This is a genomic window from Aeromonas sp. Prich7-2 (genome assembly GCF_017939255.1).
Classification (GTDB): Bacteria; Pseudomonadota; Gammaproteobacteria; order Enterobacterales; family Aeromonadaceae; genus Aeromonas; species Aeromonas caviae.
This window is the reverse complement of the sequence record NZ_JAGKRI010000343.1, coordinates 1-7571: the sequence shown is the minus strand read 5'-3', so window position 1 is coordinate 7571 and position 7571 is coordinate 1. Positions and strand designations below refer to the sequence as shown.

Here is a 7571-nt window from a genome sequence, read left to right as displayed (position 1 = left end):
TTATTGCCATATCTATTAAGCCCGATTGAGTGACAGAATGCAATTCACTAAAATTAATAAATCACGCCATGCGGCCTACGCTTTGCACGTACATTTGGTGTTTATCACCAAGTATCGAAAGCCGATATTGGGGGATCTGCATCACGCCTCCTTCGGTCAGTGTGCGGCAGAGGTTTGCAGAGATTTTGGTGCGGAACTGAAAGAGTGTGACGGAGAGGCTGATCATGTTCACATGCTGATAGAGTACGCGCCAACGGTACAGCTATCGGTACTGGTGAACTCGTTAAAGGCGGTCACATCAAGGCGACTGCGTAATGAATTTCTGGACTTGAGAGGTGCTTACAGCAAACCCGTACTCTGGTCACGCTCTTACTTTGCGGGCTCTTGCGGCGGAGCACCGTTGGAGGTGATCAAGCAATACATTCAAAACCAGCGGGGCTGACGCCCCGGCGAAATTCCCCTCCCACCTACGTCGGAGGGAGTCCCCTTTCGCATTTAAGATGGAGGGGTGCCACAGCCACTCCTGCCTTGGCAGCGGATTGACCCACACCATCTTGGGGAAATGTTGTTGCAGGCGCCCGAGCCACACCTGGCCGGGCTCCTCGTTCCAGTACTCTACGCTGCCACCTGGCCAGGTGATTTCATAAGGGCCCATCTTCGCATCCCCCACCACCATCACCCTGTAGTCGCTGCCGTAGGTGCGCAGCAGCCGCAGGGTATCGAACCGATCATCAAGGCGCCTGGCATTGTCCTGCCAGACGAAGTCGTAGAGGCAGTTGTGAAAATAGAAGAACACCAGGTGCTTGAACTCGTGGCGCAGGGCCGAAAAGAGGCGCTGCACCTCGGCCACGTGGGCATCCATGGAGCCCCCCACATCGAAGAAGGCCAGCAGCTTGACCCCGTTGTGGCGCTCGGGCCGCAGCTTCACATCGAGCCAGCCTTGCCTGGCCGAGCTTTGGATGGTGTCGTCGAGATCCAGCTCGTCGGGATTGCCCCGGCGCACCCAGCGTCTGAGCTTGCGCAGGGAGAGCTGGATGGCGCGCTGCCCCAGGGGCGAGTCGTCACTGAAGTTGCGAAAGTGGCGCGCTTCCCACACCTTGGTCGCCCGCCCGTGCTGGCCCTCTCCCCCCATGCGGATCCCTTCCGGGTGATAGCCGCCGTGACCGAACGGGCTGCTGCCCCCGGTGCCGACCCACTTGTTGCCGCCGGCGTGACGCTCCTTCTGCTCGCTTAGCCGCTGATTGAGGGTCTCCAGCAGCTTGTCCAGCCCGCCAAGGGATTGGAGCAACGCCTTCTCCTCCGGGCTTAACAGTCGCTCGAACTCCTTGCGCAGCCACTCCTCGGGCAGGCTCTCCGGCAACAGGGGGATGGCGGCCAACCCCTCGTAATACTCGGCGAAGGCGCGATCGAAGCGATCATAGTGCGCCTCGTCTTTCACCAGCAGGCAGCGGGATAGCTGGTAGAACTCGTCCATGTCGAGGCTGACCAGCTGGGCAGCCAGCGCCGCGTGCAGGTCGAGCAACTCCCGCAGGCTGCAAGGAAGCTTGTGGCGGCGCAGGTGAAGGAAGAAGTCGATGAGCATTCAGCCGCCGCGGCGCGCCAGAAAGGCGAGCTTCTCGAAGAGGTGCAAGTCCTGCTCCGTCTTGAGCAGGGCACCGTAGAGTGCGGGCACCAACTTGCCGGGCTCACGGGTGCGCAGGGCTTCGGGGGCGATGTCGTCGGCCAACAACAGCCGGATCCAGTCCAGCAGCTCCGAGGTGGACGGCTTTTTGCGCAGCCCCTCTACCGCACGCAGCTCAAAGAAGAGCGTCATCGCCTCGTCGAGCAGCCGCTCCTTGAGGTTTGGGTAGTGGAGCTTGACGATGGCCTGCATCTCGGCCTTGTCGGGGAAGCGGATGTAGTGGAAGAAACAGCGGCGCAGGAAGGCGTCCGGCAGCTCTTTTTCGTTGTTGGAGGTGATGATGATCACGGGGCGCTGGCGCGCCTTCACGCGCTCGCCGGTCTCGTAGACATCGAACTCCATCCGATCCAGCTCCAGCAGCAGATCGTTGGGAAACTCGATGTCCGCCTTGTCGATTTCATCGATGAGCAGCACTGGCCGCTGCTCTGCGCTGAAGGCCTGCCACAGCTTGCCCCGGCGGATGTAGTGGCCTATCTCCCCGACCCTGGGGTCACCGAGCTGGGAGTCTCGCAGCCGGGCGACGGCATCGTATTCGTAGAGCCCCTGCTGGGCCTTGGTGGTGGACTTGATGTGCCAGCTGATGAGCTCGGCACCCAGGGATTCGGCTACCGCCTCCGCCAGCACCGTCTTGCCCGTACCGGGTTCACCCTTGATGAGCAGCGGCTTCTCCAGCACGATGGCGGCATCGACGGCCATCTTCAGTGCCTGTGATGCGAGATAGCGATCGCTTCCTGCAAATCCCATGAGATCCCTTCCATTGGATGCCCAGGCAGCGGAAGCCCCCTCGGCAAGAGAGAATAAGTTCTATATGTTGTAATAACATATTGTTATAACGATTCGTCACTTCTCATTCAGAAACCACAGGGTAATCTTGTTTCATCGCCTTAACAAACACAGGGATAGCACCATGAGCAAAATTTTTGAGGACAACAGCCAGACCATAGGCAACACCCCGCTTGTTCGTCTCAACCGTGTTACCAAGGGCCGCGTGCTGGCCAAGATCGAGAGCCGCAACCCGAGCTTCAGCGTCAAGTGCCGGATCGGTGCCAACCTCATCTGGGATGCCGAGAAACGCGGCGTGCTGACCAAGGGCAAGGAGATCATTGAGCCCACCAGCGGCAACACGGGCATTGCCCTGGCATTCGTGGCTGCGGCCCGCGGCTATCCCATCACCCTGACCATGCCGGCCACCATGAGCCTGGAGCGCCGCAAACTGCTCAAGGCCCTGGGTGCCAACCTGGTGCTGACCGAAGGCCCCCTCGGCATGAAGGGCGCCATTGCCAAGGCCAACGAGATCCTCGAATCCGAGCCGGGCAAGTACGTGCTGCTGCAACAGTTTGAAAACCCGGCCAACCCAGAAATCCACGAGCAGACCACTGGTCCCGAGATCTGGGACGCCACCGATGGCGAAGTGGATGTGTTCGTGGCGGGCGTCGGCACCGGCGGCACCATCACCGGGGTCTCCCGCTACATCAAGAAGACCAAGGGCAAGGCCATCGTCTCCGTGGCGGTCGAGCCCAGCGAATCCCCCGTCATCAGCCAGAAACTGGCGGGTGAAGAGATAAAGCCCGGTCCCCACAAGATCCAGGGCATCGGCGCCGGCTTCATCCCGGGCAACCTGGATTTGAGCCTGCTGGACCGCGTCGAGCAGGTGAGCAGTGACGAAGCCATCGAGATGGCCCGCCGCCTGATGGAAGAGGAAGGGATCCTGGCCGGTATCAGCTCCGGCGCTGCCGTGGTCGCTGCCAACCGTCTGGCCGAGCAGCCGGAGTTCGAAGGGAAAACGATTGTCGTCATCCTGCCGAGCGCCGCCGAGCGTTACCTCTCCAGCGCCCTCTTCGCCGGTGTGTTCAGCGAGCAGGAATTGCAGCAGTAGTTGATCAGCCAACACCAAAACGACGGCGCTCCTCGGAGCGCCGTTTTCATTATGCGCTAAACTCTCTAGCCACCAGTGCCACTCGGCCCCTTATTTTTTGGGGTAAAATAACAAAATTGGATATGACAAAAAAAGCAGACATTCTGTGATAAATCTCATATCCTGTGCGGCGTCACGAGGTGTTTGCTGGCAAGGTATCACAAGGTAACAAAGTGTTATTTTTCGTTATAAAATAATTTCAGGCCAGGCCTGACGCGGCTTGCAGCCTGATAGCGAAAAAATACCTGGCCACGACACCGAATACTGCACAGAAAATTGACCTGGATTAAACCATTGCAGGTCTGATTTCGTTACTTTACAACATATCCATACTGACACGGTGAGACAGGAAGCCTCATTGGCGACCATCTCTCCAAACAATATCAATAATATGGGGTGAAACCATGTACGAGAAGTCTGTTGTTATTACTGCTGAAAACGGCCTGCACACCCGTCCTGCAGCTCAGTTCGTGAAAGAAGCCAAAGAATTCCAAAGCGAGATCACTGTGGTCTCCGGTGGCAAATCCGCCAGCGCCAAGAGCCTGTTCAAGCTCCAGACCCTGGGTCTGACCAAAGGCACCAACGTGACCATCCAGGCTGACGGCCCGGACGCTCAGAAAGCCGTTGAGAAGCTGGTTGCCCTGATGGACGAGCTGGAGTAATCCAGCTTTATTCCTCCCCCACAGTCGTTTTAATAGGAAGGATTATGATATCTGGCATTCTTGCGTCCCCCGGTATCGCATTCGGTAAGGCGCTTCTTCTGAAAGAAGATGAAATCGTTATCAATCAAGGCAAGATTCCCGCCGAACAGATTGATGCCGAGATCAACCGCTTCCTCGAAGCCCGCACCAAGTCAGCCGCACAGCTGGAAGCCATCAAAGAGATGGCCGGTCGCACCTTCGGTGAAGAAAAAGAGGCCATCTTCGAAGGCCACATCATGCTGCTCGAAGATGAAGAGCTGGAAGGGGATATCAGATCCTTCATCAAAGAACACAAAGCCTCTGCCGACAGAGCCGTTCACGAGGTGATCGAACAGTACGCCAAGATGATGGCCGATCTGGATGACCCCTATCTGCGTGAGCGCGCCACCGACTTCCGTGACATCGGCACCCGTCTGGTCAAGAACGTACTGGGCATGGCCGTTGTCAACCTGAGCACCATCGACGAAGAGGTCATCCTGGTCGCCAAAGACCTGACCCCGTCTGAAACCGCTCAGATCAACCTGAAATACGTGCTGGGCTTCGTCACCGACATCGGTGGCCGTACCTCCCACACCTCCATCATGGCACGCTCCCTGGAGCTGCCGGCCGTCGTGGGCACCAACGACATCACCGAGCGCGTCAAGAACAGTGACATGCTGGTGCTGGATGCGATCAACAACCAGGTCATCATCAACCCGACCGCCGACCAGTTGAACGAAGCCAAGAAGTTCCAGGCCCAGTTCCAGGCAGAGAAGGACGAGCTGGCCAAGCTCAAAGACCTGCCTGCCATCACCCTGGATGGCCACCAGGTCGAAGTGTGCGCCAACATCGGGACCGTCAAGGATACCGAGGGTGCCATCCGCAACGGCGCCGAAGGCGTGGGTCTGTACCGTACCGAGTTCCTGTTCATGGACCGTGACGCGCTGCCGACCGAAGACGAGCAGTTCAAGGCTTACAAGGAAGTGGCCGAAGCCATGCCGGATCAACCGATCATTGTCCGTACCATGGACATCGGCGGCGACAAAGAACTGCCCTACATGAATTTCCCGAAAGAGATGAACCCCTTCCTGGGCTGGCGTGCCGTGCGTATCTTCTTCGACCGCACCGACATCATGCACGCCCAGCTGCGGGCCATCCTGCGTGCGTCTGCCTTCGGCAAACTGCGCATCATGTTCCCGATGATCATCTCCGTCGAAGAGTTCCGCAGCCTGAAGGCTACCGTGGAGACGCTGAAAGCCGAACTGCGTGCCGAAGGCAAAGCCTTTGATGAATCCATCGAAGTGGGTATCATGATTGAGACCCCGGCCGCGGCCGTGATGGCTCATCATCTGGCCAAGGAAGTGGATTTCTTCAGTATCGGTACCAACGACCTGACCCAGTACACCCTGGCTGTCGACCGTGGTAACGAGATGATTTCCGCCATGTACAACCCGCTGTCACCCTCCGTCCTGACCCTGATCAAGATGGTGATCGACGCTTCCCATGACAATGGCAAGTGGACCGGTATGTGCGGTGAACTGGCTGGTGACGAACGCGCCACCCTGCTGCTGCTGGGTATGGGTCTGGATGAGTTCTCCATGAGCGCCATCTCTGTACCGCGTATCAAGAAGCTTATCCGCAACACCAACTTCGAAGATGTGAAGGCCATGGCCGACCAGGCGCTGAGCTTTGCCACCGCCGCCGAAATCGAAGCGTGCGTAGATAACTTTATTAAGCAGAAGGCAGTCTGCTAAGATCGGCTGCAAACAGCGACAATCATCTCTAGGAGCTTTTACTATGGGTCTGTTCGACAAACTGAAGAAACTGGTTTCCGACGACAGTTCTGACACTGGCGGCATCGAAATCTTTGCTCCGCTGTCCGGCGAAATCGTCCCCATCGAAGATGTGCCTGACGTCGTCTTCGCCGAGAAGATCGTCGGCGACGGCATCGCCATCAAGCCGGCCGGCAACAAGATGGTTGCTCCGTGCGACGGCACCATCGGCAAAATCTTCGAGACCAACCACGCGTTCTCTCTGGAGTCCGACTCTGGTATCGAGCTGTTCGTTCACTTCGGTATCGACACCGTCGAGCTGAAGGGTGAAGGTTTCACCCGTATCGCTCAGGAAGGTCAACAGGTCAAGCGCGGTGACACCATCATCGAGTTGGATCTGGCCGTTCTGGAAGCCAAAGCCAAGTCTACCCTGACGCCTGTGGTCATCTCCAACATGGACGAGATCAAAGAGCTGGTGAAGATGACTGGCGCCGTGACCGTGGGCGAAACCCCGGTGATCCGCATCAAGAAATAATGCGCCCTGGCCTGACGCCAGCGACCGCCAAAAACCGAAGCCTAGTGCTTCGGTTTTTTTTTTGCCCCTTCCATCCCCCGATACTCCATGGGCTCCCGCACAGGTCAGCATGACGGCAAACAGGCAGAAATGTTATCGAGATCAACACGGGCATAAGCAAGCCGAGTACCCTCAAGAGGGATACCTGCGGGTCCTTTGGCTCGATATGAGACGGGATGAAAAGAGATAAGCCGCTTAAGTGGCGAGGAGACAACGATGCTGAGAAATTCCGAACAACGTTATGGCAGCCTGAGCATAGGGCTGCACTGGTTGACCCTGCTGCTGATCGTGGCCGCCTACGGCCTGATGGAGTTCAGGGACATCTTCCCCAAAGGGTCGGCTGGCCGCGACCTGATGAAGGAGTTTCACTTCATGGTGGGTCTGCTGATCCTGGTGCTGGTGGTCGTGCGCCTGCTGGTGCGCGTGGGTAGCCCTTCACCGCGTATCGTGCCCGAGCTCTCCCCCCTGATGCTCACGCTGGCCAAGCTCGCCCATCTGGCGCTCTATGGCTTCCTGATCCTCACCCCGCTGCTGGGCTGGCTGCTGTTGAGCGCAGGGGGCAAGCCCATTCCCTTCTTCGGCCTGGCACTCCCCGCCCTCATCGCCCCCGATGACGGCCTGAAGGGTACCATCAAGGAGCTGCACGAGACGCTGGCCAACATTGGCTATGCGCTGATTGCCCTGCACGCAGCGGCAGCCATCTACCACCACCATGTGCTCAAGGACAACACCCTGACCAATATGCTGCCCGAGCGCAAATAACCAGCGACGGGTTGCACACCAACAAAAAGGCCCCTGTGACAGGCAATGCTGTTCACTTAAGCGGAGCCGCATTGCGATTTACCGGAAAACGGGTCTTTGATATCTTCACCGCCCTGGGTCTCGATGGCCTGGGGCGTTTTTCTATGAACATGACGCCTATGCAGCCCCGCAACTCCGCCAACCTCCG

General features: G+C 58.0%; 7 protein-coding genes and 1 pseudogene. 6 read left to right on the top strand and 2 right to left on the bottom strand.

The window, feature by feature from the left end:
* Window positions 1-37 precede the first annotated feature (37 nt).
* On the top strand, window positions 38-442 hold the full coding sequence (gene tnpA, locus J9892_RS22730; RefSeq protein ID WP_021141233.1) for an IS200/IS605-like element ISAs26 family transposase: 405 nt from the start codon (window positions 38-40) through the stop codon (window positions 440-442).
* A gap of 57 nt (window positions 443-499) precedes the next feature.
* On the opposite strand, the pseudogene J9892_RS22725 reads toward tnpA, so the two are convergent.
* Both J9892_RS22725 and J9892_RS22720 read right to left on the bottom strand, forming a co-directional pair.
* Window positions 500-1582, bottom strand: a pseudogene (locus J9892_RS22725) (VWA domain-containing protein); the annotation flags it as partial.
* Entirely contained in the window at window positions 1583-2425 is an 843-nt protein-coding gene (locus tag J9892_RS22720; protein ID WP_210539099.1) for a MoxR family ATPase, read from the bottom strand. It lies immediately after the preceding pseudogene.
* A 163-nt stretch (window positions 2426-2588) separates the two neighbouring features.
* Between J9892_RS22720 and cysK the strand changes: the two genes are divergently transcribed.
* From cysK to J9892_RS22695, 5 genes are all read left to right on the top strand, one after another.
* Window positions 2589-3557, top strand: coding sequence for a cysteine synthase A (cysK, locus tag J9892_RS22715; RefSeq protein WP_010673571.1), 969 nt, complete (start codon window positions 2589-2591; stop codon window positions 3555-3557).
* A 443-nt stretch (window positions 3558-4000) separates the two neighbouring features.
* Complete coding sequence (locus J9892_RS22710) at window positions 4001-4258, top strand: HPr family phosphocarrier protein (RefSeq protein WP_005303128.1); 258 nt, start codon at window positions 4001-4003, stop codon at window positions 4256-4258.
* 44 nt (window positions 4259-4302) lie between these two features.
* Entirely contained in the window at window positions 4303-6030 is a 1728-nt protein-coding gene (gene ptsI, locus J9892_RS22705) for a phosphoenolpyruvate-protein phosphotransferase PtsI (protein WP_210539098.1), read from the top strand.
* Window positions 6031-6073: 43 nt separating this feature from the next.
* The gene (gene crr, locus J9892_RS22700; protein ID WP_210539097.1) at window positions 6074-6583 is read left to right on the top strand and encodes a PTS glucose transporter subunit IIA; all 510 of its coding nucleotides are present in this window, start codon (window positions 6074-6076) and stop codon (window positions 6581-6583) included.
* Between the two features lie 255 nt (window positions 6584-6838).
* Entirely contained in the window at window positions 6839-7384 is a 546-nt protein-coding gene (locus J9892_RS22695; protein WP_052814874.1) for a cytochrome b, read from the top strand.
* Window positions 7385-7571: the final 187 nt, after the last annotated feature.